The organism is Flavobacterium sp. ALD4 (assembly GCF_002836475.1).
Classification (GTDB): domain Bacteria; phylum Bacteroidota; class Bacteroidia; order Flavobacteriales; family Flavobacteriaceae; genus Flavobacterium.
The window spans coordinates 323,938-342,719 of sequence record NZ_PJBJ01000022.1 but is presented as its reverse complement, the minus strand read 5'-3'; the positions used below and the strand labels follow the sequence as shown (position 1 = coordinate 342,719).

Below are 18,782 nucleotides of genomic sequence, written 5' to 3'. Positions count from 1 at the left end.
GTTTATAATTTTAATTTAACATTAAGACCAATTGTTCTGGTGGTTGGATACGAACCACTTTGATACCCTTGTACATTACCTGATGACAAGTTCTCTTCTGGGTCTGCATACGGTACATTTTTATGGATAATCCAAAGATTTCTTCCTATAAGAGACAATTCAATATCTTCAAAGTATTTAGTTGTCAATTTTTTTGGCAGCGAATACGAAAGAGATAATTCTCTTAGCTTTACATAACTAGCATCATAAACGAACTCTGATTGAGGTTCATAAAAACTATTATTAGAGGTAATAGTAACCCTCTTTGTGTTAGGGTTGCCATCTGCCGTAACACCTGGCAATATTACTCCACCACCATCTGTAACTGCATCACGGACAGGATTACCAAGATCATTTACACCGGCTGTTCTAGGATAAAGACCTGCAGCGCTTCCATAGTACATGTCTAATGAAAATAAATCTCCACCTTTGCGTATATCAATTAAGAAACTTAACGTAAGATCTTTATATCTAAATGTATTATTTATCCCTCCAATCCAATCTGGATTTATATTTCCAATTATATTAGAAGTACTAGAAGATCGTTCCCATAATCCATTTTCTTTGACTACTCTTTCTCCATTTAAATATTCATAGGTATAACTTTGAAGTTCTCCATAAGGCCTACCAACAGAAGCGTTTAAACTAACACCTCCTTGAAATGAAGCCAATTGTAAATTAGTGCTGTCTTCATACAATGAGAGTACCTTGTTTCTATTTCGGGAAAAATTAACATTTACGTTCCAAGAAAAATTTCGGTTCCGAATAGGAGCTCCAAATAAAGATAATTCGACACCTTTATTCTCAATGTCACCAGCATTAATAAACTTACTCGAATATCCAGTCGCTAAAGATACAGCCACAGGTATAATTTGGTCCACAGTATTTGTATGATAATAGGAAGCGTCAAATCCAAACCTATTATTTAAAAAAGACATTTCTAAACCTATTTCTCTACTGATAGTCATTTCCGGTTTTAAATTACCGTTGTTTTTAGTATTGGGTACTGAAAATAATAAGCCACTTCCAAAGGGATTCGGTTTGTCATAGACATCAGTAAGACTTCCCCAAGGTGCATCATTACCAACAGTAGCATAATTTGCTCGTATTTTACCAGATGAAAGCCAACCCAGGTTTTCTAAATGATGGGAAAAAAGCCAACTGCTAGAGACAGCGTAATAATTATAAGCATTATCATCAGACGGTAAAGTCGAAGATACATCTCGTCTTAAAGTGCCGTCCAAAGTTAAAAAATCACGATAAGTAAGAGTCGCTCCTCCAAAATATCCATCTACTGCTTTGGGTTGATAACTTTCTATTGGCGCAGGAACAGTTCCTAAAGAATTAGAAATAGCATAAAAATTAGGTATGACTAATCCCCCTGATGTAGAAGAAAAAACAGAGCTAACCGTATTTTTTCTTATGTTCATTCCAGCAAGCGCATTAAGGTTGAAGTCTTCTGATAATTTTTTATCAGCTGTTGCTAACAAATCATAATTTGTTTCTTTATAACTTCTATCAAATCGGGAATAAGATGGAATCCCTGCACTACCTACAGCAACTCGTTGTTGTTGATTTTCACTGTAAGTATCAATTGACATTCGTCCAAGAACATTCAACCAATCCGTAACTTTATAGGATAAAAAAGTGTTTGCTATCACTCTACTTCTTGTATCGTTCTCATAGTTTTCGTAGATAGTCCAATATGGATTATTTGAAAATGCCGGTCTTATTCCCTCAGGCGTGGTAGGATCTGCCCAGTTCCAAGTAATATTTCTTCGCGTTCTAAAATAAGCGTCTTTTTGTTCCTGGATGTCATAATTTGTTTGATTAAAATGCCTAAAAGTACTGTTAACATTTCGGCCGCTATCATATCCAGTTCCATATCTACCCTTACCAACAATTTCGGAGAAATTAACTGTAGCCCCTAGCGTAAGATTGCTCTTTAAATTATACGTACCATTAAGACTATAATTGTTTTTCAAAACTCTACTATTGGGTACTGTTCCCCTTTCATCGTTTCTTGTATATCCAAATTTAATAGAACCCTTATCTGCAATCAAACCATCAATAAGTATACTTTGAGTGCTGGATACCGAAGTTTCATAAAAAGTCTCTGGACCATTTTCAGGCGCAGCCCAAGGTTTTGGTTGGCGATAATTAGGCGAACTTGGATCGAAAGATTCCCAATCATAAACTAGAAGATTAGGGTTATACTTTGGTCCCCAAGACCTTGGAGCAAATGTTGGAACAACTAAATCATCCTGGCCATCAGCGTTAGCATCAAAGAGAAGAAAACCATCTCTTCCATATTCAGCTGAACGACCCGCACCATAATCCTGTTGGTAATTAACAAAAGTGGACTTGTCAATTTGACCAACAAGCAAAGCAGAATTTACAGAAATATTAATCCCTTTTTTTGCTTTTTTTGTAGTAATCATGACAACTCCATTTGCAGCTCTTGAACCATATAAGGCACTTGCAGCTGCTCCTTTCAATACATTGATTGATTCAATATCATTTGGATTTATATCTGCCGCGGCATTACCATAATCGTATCCACCGCCTCCTGTTTGTTGTGCGCTGGTATTGGTATTGGAATTATCTACAGGTACTCCATCAACTACAAATAATGCCTGATTATTTCCAGTTAATGATTTCGCTCCTCGAATAACTACATTCACAGAACCACCAACGGCATTTCCCTGCTTAATTTGTAAACCTGATATTTTACCTGATAAACCAGAAGCGATATTACCACCTTTCGTTTTATTTACATCATCCCCATCTATCTGCTGCGCAGCATAAGGTAAAATATTTTTTTTACGCTGAATTCCAAAAGCGGTTACTACTACTTCATTTAATCCTTGAGCCTCATCTTGCATCACAATGTTGATACTATTTAATGCGTTCACGGTGGCTTTAATGGTTTTCATACCGAGATAACTAAATTGTAAGACATCTCCTTTTTTAGCTCTTATAGTATAGTTTCCATCAAAATCTGTTGATGTTCCTACTTTCGTCGACATCACAATGACGGTAACTCCAGGAATTGACATCCCATTACTATCCGATACCAAACCTTTAATTTCTCTTTGTTGGACGATTATTAGGTTCTTTGCTCTTTCCTTGCTTTTATTGGAAGAAATTATAATTTGTTTATCCAGTAACTGATAAGAAATCGGCATACCTATAAATATTTTGTTTAAAATATTTTCAACTGTTTGTTGTTTAGCCCTAATAGAAACTAGTTTATTAATATCGACATCGCTTCTATTAAAGAGAAATTTGAAATCGGTTTTAGCTTCAATTTTACTTAGCACCCTCTCAATAGTAACATTGTTTAAGTCCAATGTTATTTTTGTACTTTCATCATTAGTACTTGCTTCAATTTTAAAGAAGGAAACAATGAGTAAGAACATTGTTAACCTACTCTTTAAGTTAAATTTTAAATGGAATAGACCCATACTCCTATTATTAGTATTTTTTTTCATACTCTTGTATTGGTTAGTGGTTAATGGTTAATAAACTATTTAATTCACTTCTTTAATTATCGAAAGATGTTTGCCCATCTTTCGATTTTTTATTTGTAAAAAGTAAATTGATTTAATTGTGTGATTTCAATTCATGGATTTTTAGTTTTAGATTAATTAATAATTATTTGATTGTCCTTGATAGTATATCGTATTTTAATACTTTTATTAAAAGCATTTAATACTTGGTCGATTGTTTCAATGTCAAATTTCGCGTCAAAATACTCTTCATTTAATTTCGCGTTATTACTTTTTATAGAAACATTAAAGTGTCTTTCCAGTTTTTTAATAATATTTTTAAACTGTGTGTTTTTAAAAATAAGTTCCCCGTCTTTCCATCCAGTATAAATTTTTATGTCCACCTCTTCTACAGTAACATTCTTTTTTATCTTATTCCACGAAGCCTTATATCCTGGCTTCAATTTTAAAGAAGCTGCCTTATTATATATTTCCTTATTACCATATATACTAACTGCCCCTTCAATAAGTACGGTACTTATTGACGCGTCCTCAGGGTAAGAAGAGATGTTAAACTCGGTACCCAGAACCCTAACATTAACAGCATTGGTGTTTACCACAAATGGATGTCTTACATCTTTGGCAACTTCAAAATAAGCCTCTCCTTTTAATAAATAAACTTGTCTATTTTCACTATCAATAAAGTTTTCTGGATATTTAAAAGAACTTCCTGCATTCAAATAAACCGTTGTTCCATCAGATAAAACAACCTGAAATTTTTTTCCATTAGGAATAGTTAATATATTATATACTAACTCTGTGGAGTTATTTTCTTTTTGATAATTCAACACATCTCCCTTTTGCTCCGCAATCACGTTACCTGTTTTACTAACAACTCTTTCTTCCCCATTAGAACTTATAACTTTCAAATCTCCGTTTTCTAATTCAAGTGTTATGGCATCCTTAGCTATTATCAAATCATTTCCGCTAACAGTTAAAGTTTTGTTTTGATTCACAAAAAAATAACCAAAACCAAGCAATGCAATAAAAACGGCAGCATATTTTAACCAATAACCAAAACGTCTTTTCTTTTTATTCCTATTAATTAATTTAACCTCATCAAAGAACAATTTAGATGCTTCCTCAGAATTAAAGGATTTATATTTGCTATCTATAAGAAGTTTTGTTTGAACAGACTCCTTATAGGTTATTTGGTTACTTTTCTTTTCAAGCCATTTCAATAATTGTTTAACCTCTGCCTCACTAGCCTCTGAATCCAAATATTTAGTTATAATTTTTTTATTTGAAATTTTTGTCATTTTAATAATTGAATTGCGTGTTTAATGTTAAGACGAAGGTTTCTTCAAATACCCCCAATCATTTTATTTATTCTTTTTTATAATTAAGGACTAATTATTGTTCCTGATCAATTATTAAGTTAAATTCGTTAGGAATAGGTATAAGAAAGCAGAACTATAGTTAAGTTTCTTTCGTAATTTCTTTAGAGCAATTGACATATGTCTTTCTACGGTCTTTACAGAAATATTTAATTTAATAGCTATTTCTTTATATTTTAAACCTTCCTTTTTACCTAGGAGAAAAACTTCTCTACACTGTTTTGGTAAATTCTCAATTTCTAAATCGATCCGCCTATATGTGTTCTCAATTTCTTCTATTGAAAATTCGACAAAATCCAATAAACCCTCTTGCTTTAAGCGCTCTAATTTGTTAGTCTCTTTTTTAGTTTTTCTTTGTATGTCAATAAAATGGTTATAAATACTTTTAAGCAGGTATCCTTTTAAAGATGTGTTAACATTTAAATCCAAACCTTTTTTCCATATTTTTATCATTGTATGCTGCACGATATCTTCAGCAAGGTCATCATTGCCGCAAAGGTTTGATGCATAATTGCATAGATCTGAATAATATAATTGATATAGCTCATTATAGGCTTTCTCATTTCCTTCCTTTAGTCGTGAAATAAGAGCCACTTCGATAAGTTGCTTCTCTGCAAGCTCTTGAAGGATCTTGCTTTCTTGCTTTTTCTCTAAATCTTTTTTAGGTTTGTTCAGGATCTCTAAGTCAGCAGCATAAAGTTCCCTAACTTCAGCTATTTGAGACTCCGCTTTTTGTTTGATTTCTTCCTTTAATTGCTGCGACACTATATCTCTAAAATTTATTAACGATGGACTATTTGGGTCTTTTATCTGAAAATTTTTTTCCATCATATCTATTTTAGTTTTGTAGGGCGGCCTCTATTTGTAACTTTATATAATTTCAGATTTGAAATTTGGGGGATTTAAACAATTTTTCTGATAACCTACTTTTTTTTAGCAGTTCGAACTATCAATTACTGATACGGAATTTTGCAAAAAGTCATTGTTGAAGAGCGTGTTATAGAAGTCTTAAACTAAAACAACACCGATTAAATTTAAGTTTCATCCAGTAAAATATTTTTTTTGATGTTTTAAATGACTGTGCGATCTCCGTGAGTGAGATAAAACTTAGGAATAAAAAGCCATGATTCCTTTCGGGTTTTTTACCAGAATAATCCTCAAAGTTGATTTGGTTAGCAACAATATTGAAATAGGATTGGTTAAAAATAAAATTGGGAGTAAACCAGAACAGTACGATTATCAGATTTGTCATTATTGTTCTTTCTATTTAGTTTTTTTGAAACCTAACCTTTGTTAGGTGTGTGACCACTGTTATTTTATCACCCTATAATTGTTACTTAATCTCGTATCTATTGTGATACTAGATTAAATTGTTAGAAACTAATGATATTAAATTCAACAGCTATTTATGTTCTAGCTATTATACTTAGCTTCTGATATCTGTATTAGATTACTATTCCAACTTGCGATGTTGACTCATCTCTTTCCTTAGATTAACTAACAATACTACCTAAAATCACTATTAGTTTCCGATACCGTAATTTCATGATTTATAATCTGGCCGACTGCAACTTATGTCAAAAAATTTTCTCGACCTAAGTGAAAAAACGAAAAGCTTACTGTTAAATACGTAGCAATAAAAATGCTGGAATAAACAACTTAATTTATGAAAACTAGTACAGTTGCTTATGGCTACCTAATCCTAATTTTTGTATTATCCAACAGTCCAAAGACTAAAATTATACGTAGAAAATTTAAATATGCTTATTGCCAACTATTTATTTTATTCAAAAGAAAATGATCGTATAATTTCCAAAATTATCAGTTATTCGGTGCCAAAATACATTGAATTTTTCAATTAACACCAGAACATTTACAAAAACAATTAATAAGATTTAATTTACTCTTTCATTTTGTCAATCCATAAAGACCTCAGATGGTTTATGAAACGAATCTTTCTTATGCTACTAGCGACGGCAGGACTAATATCAACAGCGAACTAAATAAATAATAGAAGAAAAACTACTTTTAAGATTCAAGTCCAGTTTACCGGCACGATCAACTATCTTTTTTTAGATTGACTATATAAATCAGATAATTAAACTTGTATCATACTAAGTGTTAATAATGACAAAAAATCACGTTAAAAAAACAATTACTGACGGTCTATGGGATTCCTATTTTCAATTAGGCAGTAATCAAATTAATTCTGTTTTAGATTTAACTACAGTATTAGCAAACCTAGAAAAGCCAAAAGGCTAGGTTAAAATTTAGTTTACTTGGAATTACTTTCGCACTCACACTGTTTGCTGCTAAGGTCCTCATTCTTTTATATGACAATAAAGTTATTCTTACTTTATGGGAACAACAAATTTGAAAAATAAAATTTTAAACACTAGCTAATTTTTATATTTAGCAAACACTCATTTTTAATATTAAAAAGTTCAAAGCATTGTATTTCAGTTAAATACAGTAAAATTTAATAATTATTCTTATATTTGAGTAGGATTAAGTCATTAATTTTTAAACTAAATAATAGAATTGATATTTTAAAACATTGGTTGTAATAATCATCATTTTAGATAACTATTTAAAAAATATAAATATGCGAGTTCCAGTTACTAGAAAAAATATAAAATTTCACCCCGATGCAAGTAGGGTTGTTATCCGTTATTTTAATAATAGTGATCAAAGAAACCTAAAAATGATTGGGCATATCATGCTATTAGACGAAAAACAGGTAATAGAAACCTTGCATGAAATACTTCGTGAATTTGCCAGACGTCATCGAAATATTACCCAGACATTTTACAAGCATTGTAAAGAAATTAAAGGTTTAATTGAAGAGTTAGGAATCAATTATAATAGTTTATCCGATGAACGAAAAATGCTTATCGGTTCTTACTGTACCATGGAATATGCTTTAGAATCTTCAGCCCTTTTCAATCCTTCCATTGTAGAAGATTTTGATCAGTCCGATCTTGAAATTGGAGAAAAACGTATCATCTTATCCTTCCGAGCCACAGGGGAAGGTCATATCTCATCCATTATTTTTAGAAGAGCAATTCTGGATAAGAATAATGATCTCCATGTAATGAAAATTGGAGAAAACGTTGAAAAACCAAAGATTCGCAAGACGTTATTTAATAAAGAACGCATTGTTACTAAATTGGCAGAAATGAGTTCTAGCAACAAATACGGCATCGAATTGATGAAAGATCTGCCGGAAATGTTCGAATACTCTGCGTTAAAAGAAAAGATAAATGAAGCATTAAATGACGAGGAAATAGGCGAGGAGAAAAAAATTATACTCGAAGATTTACTATGGCTGGTAGATTCATTTTATAGTTTGGAATTCAAACACGATTCCGATATAACTGAACGTGTTATATTCCCAATGTCAGATTCTGAAAGTCGTGGTATAGAAGACGCCCGTTTTGTACGTTTTACAGATAATGATGGTTCAGAAAAAATATTTGCGACCTATACCGCTTTTAATGGTCATTGTATTCTTCCCAAACTTATCTCTACAGAAGACTTTTATTCATTTAATGTAATGCCCTTGTATGGAATTGGATCTAAAAATAAAAATCTAGCATTATTTCCAAGAAAAGTCAATGGCAAATATGCCATGCTTTCTAGAATTGATGGTGTTAACAATTACCTTATGTATTCTGATAGTGTAACGCAATGGGATAATCCCGTGATCCTTCAGGAGCCTCGATATTCATGGGAATTTACTCAAATTGGAAACTGCGGATCTCCAATTTGGACCGCCGAAGGCTGGTTGGTAATTACACATGGTGTAGGAGCCATGAGACGCTACTGCATAGGAGCATCTCTCTTTGATATTCATGATCCCAGTAAGGAAATCGGACGATTAAAAGAACCCCTACTTTCACCACGCGAAGATGAACGGGAAGGATATGTGCCCAATGTGGTCTATTCTTGCGGTTCGATTATTCATAACAACAGCCTAATTTTGCCTTATGCCGTATCAGACTATTCCTCTACCTATGCGGTGGTAGATCTTGCTGAATTGCTATCCGCTTTGAAGAACAGTAAATAACGGCTAGACTACAAAAATCGTATCGGGACCCTTCTATTCCCTTTACAACAGATGTACAACCGTATTTTAGGAGTAAAAAGAAAGTAAATAGAGACGTATTACAATATTATCCATGTAACGCACAATTGCAATCTGCGCCTACAAAAAAAGGTAAAATAACACCTAAAGCAGTAAAACATCTTATTTTTATTTTTTCAACTCCGTTCTATAGGTCAACAAAACACAAAGCCACCAGCGAAGTAACTTTTTTTTCTACCTTCACCATAGCAGCTTGCATAGATATATTTACAAGCGTTAATCAAACATACACCACATTATTTCAGTGTTGAAAGAAATCCATCTCAACCTATTGTACTTTTACAAAATAAACTGATAGATTATTTTTTAGAATTTCTTTCCTTTTCTCAATAGATCTTTAAACAATCCGCGAGCGATTACTATTTTCATAATTTCATTAGTTCCAGCATAAATCCGGGCAATACGATTGTCAACATACATCCTTGAAATTGGATAATCCCACATATATCCATAACCTCCAAATAATTGCAAACATTCATCCACCACCTTGCCGCACATATCTGTTGCTGAATATTTAATCATAGAAGCGGTTTCTGTTGTTAATTTATGTTCTACTAGCAACGTTATACAGCGATCTAAAAAAGCCTGATGTATTTGCACTTGGGTCGCACATTCGGCTAGTTTAAATTGGGTATTTTGAAAGCCGGCAATCTGAATTTTAAAAGCCTCTCTTTCTGTTGTATAGATTACTGTGTTCTCAATGGCCCCTTCGGCTGTTGCAACTGCACTTATTCCTACTGTCAGTCTTTCTCGAGCTAGTTCTTCCATCATGATTTTAAAACCCATTCTCTCATCGCCCAATCTATTCTCTTTTGGTACTTTTACATTATCGAAAAATAACTGGGAGGTATCTTGGGCTTTCATACCAAGTTTTTTAAAAAGAATTCCTTTGTTAAAACCTTCCATAGCTGCTTCAATAATAAGAAGGGTCACTCCTTCTTTATCTGTATTATTATTTGTTTTTACGGCTACTATGGCCATATCACACATATGCCCGTTAGTGATAAATGTTTTTTGTCCATTTACGACATAATGATCGCCTTTATCTTCAGCAGTGGTAAGAAGCGCCTTCAAATCACTTCCACAGTTAGGCTCGGTCATCCCTATGGCGGTAATCATTTCTCCTTTTGCCATTTGTGGTAAGTACTTTTGTTTCTGATCCTCAGTTCCATACTTCAATAAATAAGGAGCTACAATATCAGAATGCAGTGAAAATCCGGGACCGCTAATTCCTTTTTTTGCGAATTCTTCAATTAATAAAGCATTGAATGTAAAATCTAATCCTCCGCCTCCATACATTTCAGGCATATCGATACACAACAATCCCAGTTCACCTGCTCGTTTCCAGATTTCGCGACTCACCATGCCGTTTTTCTCCCACTCATCAATATGATCCATAACTTCATTTGAAATGAACTCCTGAATCATTCCTTTCATCATTTTGTGCTCTTCTGATGCATAAATCTTTCGTTCAATAAGTATATCCTGTAACATATCATCTATTTTTTATTAGTATCTTTTTTTGATCGCTCTCAGTTTAAGCCCCTCAACCGGTGTTTCGATTTTTTGTCACAGACTCACAAATTAAAATGGTTTTTTGGACCTAAGAATCGGTAATAATTATTTCACTTATTCCTCAACTAATAGCCATCGAAGCTTTTTATGTATCTCAGAAAACACGATTGTTCCTTATATTTTTAGAATCCTTATTTCAAAGTTTCAAGCATCTTCTGCCACTGCCGTAATCCGTTTATAATTTGGCACCGTAAAAGATACCCTACTTTTCCCCTACAGGATTCATGCGTGACAGGATGTCTCCCGAATGTATTGTTATCCTAAAACAAAACCTATATAAGCGCCTTTGGGCTCTTGAAGAAAACATGAATCTAAAAACTTCTAGGAATCACTGACTAAGGTAAGTAAGAATCTTCTGTCCACTTCCTCTTCATCATAATCGTATTGAGGAAAAGCAATACTGGACTATTTTTCTTAATTTATTTTTTTCTCTTCTTCTGGACAATCATAAAACCCACTTCCCCTTTATTTAAATGTTAGCCAATGATTTCCAGTAATAGTGACGAAAGTCTACAGTAAATTAAAGTCACGACACATTAAATTTGAGTCTTTGATCACTATAACTAACATACATTTCAAATTAACCTTATCTAAAATCGCTAAAGGTCCTAGTGGTATATCAACTTTTTAGCCACATTTGCAAGTACTTTAGGCGGTACATCTGAAGTGCAGATTAAACCTCCTCCATTTATAAATTTACCACAAACTCTTGAAGTAAAAAAATGCCGACCAACATTTACGATAATAGATCCTTTCTCAATAGCTATTGCATGGTCTACAATACAGTAGAATTGGTTTTCACATACCTTCAATAATGATTGCTATTCTCCTAGTAACCCCTCAAATAACCAAAACGGTACTTTTATTTTGACGCTGTAACTTGTCAGAAGTAACCCTAATAATAATAATAATAATGCAGTCCCTTCCACTGAGGGAATACCGCATCACTATAGCAGCTCCGTTGTTTTTAATAATGGATTAATCGATATTTAAGTGTCCAATAAAAGGTGTTGAAACTACGCAAAAGCCTCTTCAGCATGAAAAAAATCAATAATAATGTCGTTCATTTTATACTTGAATGCTTTGGAACAAAATATAATTGCGTTTGGTATAATAGCTACTTCACGCTACTTTAAAAATTTAAAAAAATAGTATTCTCAAACGATTTGACCTCAGGGACTACTTGGCAAAATTGTAATGGCGCTACTGCTAAAAAAAAAGTGAATTTATCAGCAACGGATTATAACCTAGATTTAAGCACTACAAGGACAATTAATGGACTCTCTTTGGCACAATCCTACTTCTTAAGCGTTCCCTACTTGCCCCATAACTCAAGTCATCAAGAATGAGCGCAATCAACTAATTCCAATTGGTTTTAAAAAACAACATTTATTAAGCACTCCATCAAAAAATTTAAACGGTAATAATGTCACTTTAAAAATAACCAGCTTAAGATTTTTAGAAAATAGTTATATAATTACTATATAGTATCACAAAGGGCATGTTGTTTGCTTTATAATAAAGGGATCTTCTACCGTTTAAATCACAACCCTTTTTCGCCGCTTTTCGCCTTGCTATAAGGTAAAAAGAAAAACGGAAATGAAAGGCTTACTGGAGAATCAAATTAAAAATAGTAGCATCCATTAAAATGACACCTATGAATACTTATTACTTGCATGACGGCACTATACTTAACGGTCCATTTACCCTTGACGAATTAAAAGCAAAAAAAATAACCAAAATCACTTCCGTATGGTGCGAAGGAATGGAAGATTGGAAACATGCAGGAAAAGTCGAAGAATTAAAGAAAACATTGTTTTCCACACCTCCTCCAATTAGGTCCTTCGTTGCCCCTCCCACTGGTTCAGAAAACGACTATATAACTGAAATTAAAAAGTTTGCACGTTTAAATAAAAAAACCTTATTTCTAGTTGGAGGAATGGTCGTTTTAATTATCGGAACTTTAATTTTCAATAGTATTCTAGAGAGTAGGTCTTTAAAATTAAAGGAAAGAAACAATCGAACTGAATACAACAACAATCAGTATAAAATACAGCAAAAAGAAATTGAGGATCAGAAGAGCTTTATTGCTGAACAACAAAGAATAGAATTGGAAAGGATTGAAAAAGAAAGAAAACTGACCATCAATGATAGACTATCAGAGATTAAAAATTTACTTGCCGCTACGCGTTCCAATTTGAACAATTCAAAATACGAATTAAATGATGCTCAAGAATTTCAATTTTTAAGATCAAATGAAGAAAGAGAGGACGATATCAGTGCGGTAGAAAACAACATTATTCGTTGGCGTAATGAAATCGCACAATTGGAAAAGGAAATGAGTCTACTATACCTAGAACTTGAAAAAATACATTGACTATTACTAGTAATTGAATTCAGCTGTCAGGAAATAAGTTGTAGAACGTCTATTATTTAAATATCTTTATAAAAAAATACCATGCGCCTTTATATCTATTTTATTAGTTTCTTTTTCTCAGTTACACTGTGTGCGCAAAGCAGCATTCCGCAAGTATTGAAAAAGCTCAATAAAGCCACGATTCCATATATAAAAGTGAATGAATTAAATGAACTAGCAGAGAAAAATAATCTTATTTTTTTGGATGCCAGAGAACCAAAGGAGTATAAAGTAAGTCACATTCAAAATGCAATTTCTGTAGGTTTCAATTATTTCAATTCTAAAAAAGTTGAGGTAGCTGTGAAAGATAAAAATACGAATATAATTGTGTACTGTTCAATAGGTGTGAGAAGTGAACAAATAGGTGAAAAATTAAAAAAATTAGGTTACAAAAATCTTCATAACCTCTACGGAGGTATTTTTGAATATAAAAATAGCGGAGGGCAAGTAGTCAACAACCAAAATAAAGTGACAGACAGTGTACATACCTTCAATAAAACTTGGAGTCTATTTTTAACTAAAGGAATTAAGGTTTATGAAGACTGATGCATTACTAATTTTTACCCGTAATCCTGAATTAGGGAAAGTGAAAACAAGATTGGCGAAAACAATCGGCAACGAAAAAGCGTTGGTTGTTTACAACGATTTACTTTTGCATACCATGATTGAAACGCATGCTATCAACTGCGATAAATTTGTTTTTTATGATACTGCAATAACTAAAAATGACATTTGGTCTGAAGAATATTATCGAAAAAAGTTACAAACCAATGGTAATTTAGGACAACGGATGCACGATGCATTTGAAACCCTTTTTGAAATGGGTTACCAAAACTGTGTTATCGTTGGCAGTGACTTATTTGATTTAAAAGCAATCATTATTGAAACCGCTTTTAAAAATTTGATGTCCAATGATTTGGCAATAGGTCCTGCAGAAGACGGCGGTTATTATTTATTGGGGCAGAAAAAAAACAATGCTATTATTTTCCAAAATAAAGACTGGGGAACAGATACTGTTTTTAAAGCGACCATGAAGGATTTAGAAGGCCAGAACGTTTGTCTTTTGGAAACTTTAAATGATATTGATACCTTTGCGGATTTAGAACGGAGTGCTTATAATATGGCTAAATTAAAATTAGACTTATAAATAAGAAAGGTTAAAAAAAGTTAATTACATGTTCAAAGACAAACTACTATAAAAACAATTGAGTACCAAAAATGGAAAAATACATTGACATATTACTGAATTCCTACAGCGGTTATTTTAATTACCTGAAAAACGAAATTTTATACTGGAACTGGGACAACTATTTTTATGGATTGATTGCCATATCCCTAATAGTATGGCTGCTTGAAATTATGTTTCCGTGGCGAAAAGAGCAATCAATTTTGCGTAAAGATTTCTGGCTGGATTTATTTTATCTTTTTTTCAATTTTTTCTTACTAAATTTAGTTCTTCTTATTGCTTTATCTAATGTAATGGAACAGTTTATTAATGACATACTTCAGTTATTTGGGCTCGAATTAATATCTATTCAGCTCTTTTCTATCTCTGAATTATCTAAACCCTTGGCTTTATTCCTATTCTTTATCATTAGCGACTTTATTCAATGGAATATACATCGGTTATTACATACGATTCCTTTCTTATGGAAAATCCATAAAACCCATCATAGCGTGAAGGAAATGGGGTTTGCAGCCCATTTTAGATACAATTGGATGGAACCTCTTGTTTACAAATCGATACTATATATCCCTATCATTCTTATTGGAGGTGTGAACCTTGCGGATGTTTTTATTGTACATTTTATCTCAATTGCCATAGGCCATTTGAACCACGCTAATATAGGTTGGGACTACGGTTTCTTAAAATACATATTCAACAACCCCAAAATGCATATTTGGCACCACAGTAAAAAAATACCAAACAAATATGGAGTCAACTTTGGAATTTCATTAAGTGTATGGGATTATATATTTAAAACTAACTACATTCCTAGAGACGGAAGAGATATCGAGCTTGGTTTTAGCGATGAAAACGAGTTCCCACACGGATTTATCAAGCAAGAAATTTATCCCTTAAAAAAATAATCTCTTTTTTGTCAGGAACACCTCTCCTGAATGTCTATACTTGTATAATTTAAAAATAGTACCGATGAAAACATATTTTTTACCACTACTCCTATTGCCACTTCTTTCTTGTGGTAAGAATAAAGACAACACTGAAATTCCAGCTGCAACATACCAAACGACCACAACTGCGGTCGATCAGAGTATGAATCATTCTAAATGGAATGCCCTATTGCAAAAAAATGTTTCTAAAAATGGAAATGTAAATTATAAGGCTTTTCAAAAAGACAGCAACCAATTGCAAGCGTATCTCAATGAGTTATCGGGCAATGTACCTACAAAATCTTGGTCTAAAAATGCAACACTTGCCTATTGGATCAATGCATACAATGCATATACAGTAAAATTAATTTTAGACAATTATCCAACCAAAAGTATCAAGGACATTAATGATCCTTGGGGTAAAAAATTCTTTTCTTTAGGAAATAAAAAATATAGTTTAGAGGAAATCGAACATGAAATCCTCCGCAAAATGAATGAACCAAGAATTCATTTTGCGATAAATTGCGCTTCTTTTTCTTGCCCTAATCTCCTAAATGAAGCTTATACTGAAGCAAAATTAAACCAGCAATTAGCAGCGGTGGCAAAAAGTTTTATCAACGATAAAACTAAAAACACCATCACAATAAATAAAATTGAAATATCAAAAATATTTGATTGGTTTGAAGGTGATTTCAAGACTAAAGGGTCTGCTATTGATTTTTTAAACCAGTATAGCGCCGTTAAAATTAGTAGTACTGCAAAAATAAACTACAAGGAGTACAATTGGAATTTGAATGAATAAAATTTCGATCGTAATACCCGTTTTTAATGAAGTAAACAGCATTGAAAAGCAATTGTCTCATCTCAAAAATTGCGTCCTCCATAAAGACGCAATTGAAATAATAGCGGTTGACGGAGGAAGTACTGATGGGTCTCAAGAAAAAATAATAAGATATCCTAACGTAACATTAATCCAGTCAAAGAAAGGAAGAGCGATACAAATGAATCTAGGTGCCAAAGCTGCAACAGGAAACATTCTCTATTTTTTACATTGTGATAGTTTACCACCACTGCATTTTGATCGTATAATCGCTGACACTGTTCAAAACGGAAATCAAGCGGGCTGTTTCAGAATGAAATTTGATTATAAACATCCTGTTTTACTGATTTCACAGTGGTTCACTCGCTTCAATCATATTTCCTGCCGCGGTGGGGATCAATCGTTATTTATAACCAAAGAATTATTTGAAGAAATAAAGGGCTTTGATGAGAAATTCATCATTTATGAGGACAATGAAATTATTTCTAGACTTTATTCCAAAAAACGATTTATCGTAATTCCTGATTACATAATTACTTCGGCCAGAAGATACCACCAAAATGGGATTTGGCGTCTACAATACCATTTCAGTATTATTCACCTTAAACATAGATTAGGTCACTCTACTGAAAATATGCTACAGTATTATAGAAAGAACATTCTTTGAATAGAGCTTACTTTACTATCAATTTTACTTAATAAACGCTGTTTTCCGATTTAAAAATTAAATAAAAAAATTATTTTACATAGCTAACTAATTGAAAAACAGTTTTGTTTAAGAAATATAGTTTTTTTTTTAAAACCACCTACATTCTTTTTTCGTAAATGCATTAGAATGTCAAACAAAAACAATTAAACATTATGATTAAAAAACAATTACTCTTAATTTTAGCAGTAACTACATTAGGATGTGTTAGTACTGCTTTTTCACAAAGCCCAATCAGTGGCTTCATGCAAGGAAAAGGTAAAGGAAGCGTTTCTGTTTCTTTCAGTTCAGAAAAATATGATAAAGTCTATTTTATTCCAGAAAAAGTAGATGGTGTTCCTGTTTTTAACGAAACAAAAGTCTACAGTACGTCAATTTATGCAACTTACGGAATTAGTGATCAAGTTGATGTTGTAGTAGTATTACCATATGTACAAGCAAAAGGTAATGCAACAGATCAGGTTTTAACAAACTTAAACTTAGAAAACGAAAGAAAAGGTATTCAAGATGTGTCCGTATTTGTTAAATACAGCCCATTTAAATTTGATTTTGGTTCCTCTTCATTACGCCTTATTGGTGCTTTAGGTTTAAAAACACCGCTCAGTAATTATAAAGTTGAAGAAGGTTTTCAATCCATTATTGCTATAGGAAATAGAAGTACTACAATAAGTACAACTGGAATGGCAATGTTCAGAACGAATTCAGGAATTTTTGCTTCAGCACAATTAGCAGGAAATTATGCTTCAAATAATGTTCCTAATTCTTATGCGACTGAACTTAAAGTAGGTTATGCTGCAAGATTATTTTATGGTGATGCTTTCATTGCTAACCAGAAATCTACAGGTGGCGTAGACATTTTTGGCGAAGGTTTCGCAGGTTATTTCCCAATCACAAAGGTAAATTATACAAAAGTAGGTCTAAACTTGTACACACCAGTTTACAAAGGTTTAGGAGTTTCTGCAGGAGCTAGCACATTAGTAGCAGGTAGAAACATCGGAAAATCTACAGGCTATTATGGTGGAGTAACTTATAAATTTTAATAAAAAAAGCAAACAAAATGAAAAACATAAATATAAAAAGTGCTCTTTTAGCATTAGCTTTAATAGGAACTATTGTTTCTTGTGATACAGAATATAAAGACGAAACTCCAAGTATTGCTGGTATTGCAGTTGCAAATCCAAATTTCAGTACCCTTGAAGGAGCTGCAGTTCAAGGTGGCGTAGTAGGCGTTTTAAGTAACAGCAACCCAAACGATCCATCAGGACATTACACTGTCTTTGCACCTACGAATGATGCTTTTGCTAAATTAGGTTTGGTAAATGCTGGTAGCTTAGGAGCATTGCAAAATAGTTTCTTAACCAATACATTATTGTATCATGTTTCTAATGGTGATTTACCTGCAAGTCAAATTGCAAACGGAGGTACCTCTACATCAGCATTAACAATTAATCGACGTTTTATTAGTAGAGGAAATGATTTATATATTAATGGATCAAAGATTATCCTAACAGATGTAAAAGCTAGTAATGGAACAGTTCATGCTATTGATAAGGTAATGATCGCTACGGGTGTTAACATTGTTGCATCGGCCATATTACTAAAAGATGCTAAAGTTTTTAAAACACCAGAACTGACTTTCTTAGTTGCAGCGGTTGTCAAATCTGGTTTAGCTCCTACTTTGTCTGACCCAAATGCGAATTTCACCATCTATGCTCCAACGGATGCTGCATTTAAAGCGCTAGGATTTAAAACAGTAGCAGATGTTACAGCAACTGACGCAAGTACTTTAAGAACTATTTTATTGAATCATGCTATTGGGGGAGGTAAATTTACATCGGAGCAGACGAGTACCACTGCCGCAACAGCGGGAGGCGGAACCTTGACTTATAGTCCTTTTTTAAATGGAGCTTTTACTATCAAAAGTAGTGGAATTACAACACCTGCAAATATGGTTATTCCAGATATTCAATGTAGTAATGGAGTAGTACACATAATAGATGAAGTTTTATTACCCTAATTACTTTTTATTAGTTGTGAATGACTAATAAATGTTTTTTAGTTTACTAGCATAACAGTTAC

The 18,782-nt window shown here is 32.9% G+C and carries 14 protein-coding genes; 10 read left to right on the top strand and 4 right to left on the bottom strand.

Translation table 11 applies throughout. The features are described from left to right. Positions 1–2 precede the first annotated feature (2 nt). The 3 genes from CXF59_RS01595 to CXF59_RS01585 all read right to left on the bottom strand — a co-directional run bounded on the left by CXF59_RS01595 (position 3) and on the right by CXF59_RS01585 (position 5,758). Entirely contained in the window at positions 3–3,461 is a 3,459-nt protein-coding gene (locus CXF59_RS01595) for a SusC/RagA family TonB-linked outer membrane protein (RefSeq protein WP_232758567.1), read from the bottom strand. Between the two features lie 224 nt (positions 3,462–3,685). Continuing rightward, positions 3,686–4,849, bottom strand: coding sequence for a FecR family protein (locus CXF59_RS01590; protein ID WP_101135966.1), 1,164 nt, complete (start codon positions 4,847–4,849; stop codon positions 3,686–3,688). Positions 4,850–4,963: 114 nt separating this feature from the next. After that, on the bottom strand, positions 4,964–5,758 hold the full coding sequence (locus tag CXF59_RS01585; RefSeq protein WP_232758565.1) for an RNA polymerase sigma factor: 795 nt from the start codon (positions 5,756–5,758) through the stop codon (positions 4,964–4,966). A 1,296-nt stretch (positions 5,759–7,054) separates the two neighbouring features. On the opposite strand from CXF59_RS01585, the gene CXF59_RS15540 reads away from it, so the two are divergent. Both CXF59_RS15540 and CXF59_RS01580 read left to right on the top strand, forming a co-directional pair. Beyond that, on the top strand, positions 7,055–7,189 hold the full coding sequence (locus tag CXF59_RS15540; RefSeq protein ID WP_255416285.1) for a hypothetical protein: 135 nt from the start codon (positions 7,055–7,057) through the stop codon (positions 7,187–7,189). 295 nt (positions 7,190–7,484) lie between these two features. Beyond that, entirely contained in the window at positions 7,485–8,996 is a 1,512-nt protein-coding gene (locus CXF59_RS01580) for a glycoside hydrolase family 130 protein (protein WP_255416284.1), read from the top strand. 384 nt (positions 8,997–9,380) lie between these two features. On the opposite strand, the gene CXF59_RS01575 is transcribed toward CXF59_RS01580, so the two are convergent. Further along, positions 9,381–10,568 (bottom strand): acyl-CoA dehydrogenase family protein, encoded by a 1,188-nt coding sequence (locus CXF59_RS01575; protein ID WP_101135965.1) that lies wholly within the window; start codon positions 10,566–10,568, stop codon positions 9,381–9,383. A gap of 1,738 nt (positions 10,569–12,306) precedes the next feature. Between CXF59_RS01575 and CXF59_RS01565 the strand changes: the two genes are divergently transcribed. From CXF59_RS01565 to CXF59_RS01530, 8 genes are all read left to right on the top strand, one after another. After that, a complete protein-coding gene (locus CXF59_RS01565) occupies positions 12,307–13,026 on the top strand; it encodes a DUF4339 domain-containing protein (RefSeq protein ID WP_157824498.1) in 720 nt (239 codons plus the stop codon). Between the two features lie 81 nt (positions 13,027–13,107). After that, positions 13,108–13,611 (top strand): rhodanese-like domain-containing protein, encoded by a 504-nt coding sequence (locus CXF59_RS01560; protein ID WP_101135962.1) that lies wholly within the window; start codon positions 13,108–13,110, stop codon positions 13,609–13,611. Next, positions 13,601–14,212 (top strand): TIGR04282 family arsenosugar biosynthesis glycosyltransferase, encoded by a 612-nt coding sequence (locus CXF59_RS01555; RefSeq protein ID WP_101135961.1) that lies wholly within the window; start codon positions 13,601–13,603, stop codon positions 14,210–14,212. The genes CXF59_RS01560 and CXF59_RS01555 overlap by 11 nt, the downstream gene beginning before the upstream one ends. Positions 14,213–14,283: 71 nt before the next feature. Further along, on the top strand, positions 14,284–15,156 hold the full coding sequence (locus tag CXF59_RS01550) for a sterol desaturase family protein (RefSeq protein WP_101135960.1): 873 nt from the start codon (positions 14,284–14,286) through the stop codon (positions 15,154–15,156). Positions 15,157–15,220: 64 nt separating this feature from the next. Continuing rightward, positions 15,221–15,979, top strand: coding sequence for a DUF547 domain-containing protein (locus tag CXF59_RS01545; protein ID WP_198554613.1), 759 nt, complete (start codon positions 15,221–15,223; stop codon positions 15,977–15,979). Beyond that, complete coding sequence (locus CXF59_RS01540) at positions 15,972–16,664, top strand: TIGR04283 family arsenosugar biosynthesis glycosyltransferase (RefSeq protein ID WP_101135959.1); 693 nt, start codon at positions 15,972–15,974, stop codon at positions 16,662–16,664. The genes CXF59_RS01545 and CXF59_RS01540 overlap by 8 nt, the downstream gene beginning before the upstream one ends. Positions 16,665–16,858: 194 nt before the next feature. Then, entirely contained in the window at positions 16,859–17,743 is an 885-nt protein-coding gene (locus tag CXF59_RS01535) for a hypothetical protein (protein ID WP_101135958.1), read from the top strand. 17 nt (positions 17,744–17,760) lie between these two features. Beyond that, the gene (locus CXF59_RS01530) at positions 17,761–18,720 is read left to right on the top strand and encodes a fasciclin domain-containing protein (protein ID WP_101135957.1); all 960 of its coding nucleotides are present in this window, start codon (positions 17,761–17,763) and stop codon (positions 18,718–18,720) included. Positions 18,721–18,782 lie beyond the last annotated feature (62 nt).

Excerpts from the sequence above, each read along its gene's own strand:
- CXF59_RS01595 (WP_232758567.1), bottom strand. The coding sequence starts at position 3,461 with ATGTTCTTACTCATTGTTTCCTTCTTTAAAATTGAAGCAAGTACTAAT.
- CXF59_RS01590 (WP_101135966.1), bottom strand. The coding sequence starts at position 4,849 with ATGACAAAAATTTCAAATAAAAAAATTATAACTAAATATTTGGATTCA.
- CXF59_RS01585 (WP_232758565.1), bottom strand. The coding sequence starts at position 5,758 with ATGATGGAAAAAAATTTTCAGATAAAAGACCCAAATAGTCCATCGTTA.
- CXF59_RS15540 (WP_255416285.1), top strand. The coding sequence starts at position 7,055 with ATGACAAAAAATCACGTTAAAAAAACAATTACTGACGGTCTATGGGAT.
- CXF59_RS01575 (WP_101135965.1), bottom strand. The coding sequence starts at position 10,568 with ATGTTACAGGATATACTTATTGAACGAAAGATTTATGCATCAGAAGAG.
- CXF59_RS01565 (WP_157824498.1), top strand. The coding sequence starts at position 12,307 with ATGAATACTTATTACTTGCATGACGGCACTATACTTAACGGTCCATTT.
- CXF59_RS01560 (WP_101135962.1), top strand. The coding sequence starts at position 13,108 with ATGCGCCTTTATATCTATTTTATTAGTTTCTTTTTCTCAGTTACACTG.
- CXF59_RS01555 (WP_101135961.1), top strand. The coding sequence starts at position 13,601 with ATGAAGACTGATGCATTACTAATTTTTACCCGTAATCCTGAATTAGGG.
- CXF59_RS01550 (WP_101135960.1), top strand. The coding sequence starts at position 14,284 with ATGGAAAAATACATTGACATATTACTGAATTCCTACAGCGGTTATTTT.
- CXF59_RS01545 (WP_198554613.1), top strand. The coding sequence starts at position 15,221 with ATGAAAACATATTTTTTACCACTACTCCTATTGCCACTTCTTTCTTGT.
- CXF59_RS01540 (WP_101135959.1), top strand. The coding sequence starts at position 15,972 with ATGAATAAAATTTCGATCGTAATACCCGTTTTTAATGAAGTAAACAGC.
- CXF59_RS01535 (WP_101135958.1), top strand. The coding sequence starts at position 16,859 with ATGATTAAAAAACAATTACTCTTAATTTTAGCAGTAACTACATTAGGA.
- CXF59_RS01530 (WP_101135957.1), top strand. The coding sequence starts at position 17,761 with ATGAAAAACATAAATATAAAAAGTGCTCTTTTAGCATTAGCTTTAATA.